We start from the raw sequence: 275 nt of genomic DNA, 5'->3' as shown, positions 1-275 counted from the left end.
AAAGGCTTTGTCAGTCATCGCCAGGAAGGTCGCGCCTACATCTATCACGCCACGCTCAGCCGCGAGCAGGCCCGCCGGCAAGCGCTCGACCATCTGCTGCGTCAGTTCTTCGATGGCTCACCGAACGTGTTGGCACAGCACCTGGTGGACGAACGCGAAATCGACCGCAACGAACTGCAGGCACTGCAGCAGCGCATCAGCGATGCCAGGGCCGGGAGGAAGCAATGAACCTCATCGACCTGGCGATGGCACTGGGCGTTCGGCAGTTGCTGTTG

General features: G+C 61.8%; 1 protein-coding gene. It reads left to right on the top strand.

Annotation, left to right across the window (positions count from 1 at the left end; translation table 11 throughout):
- On the top strand, window positions 1-228 hold a 228-nt coding region (locus RMT89_RS42870), incomplete at its 5' end, for a BlaI/MecI/CopY family transcriptional regulator (protein ID WP_315889173.1).
- Window positions 229-275: the final 47 nt, after the last annotated feature.

Source organism: Streptomyces sp. P17 (assembly GCF_032436805.1).
Classification (GTDB): Bacteria; Actinomycetota; Actinomycetes; order Streptomycetales; family Streptomycetaceae; genus Streptomyces.
Note: the sequence above shows the minus strand (reverse complement) of the source record. Positions and strands in the feature narration are given on the sequence as shown.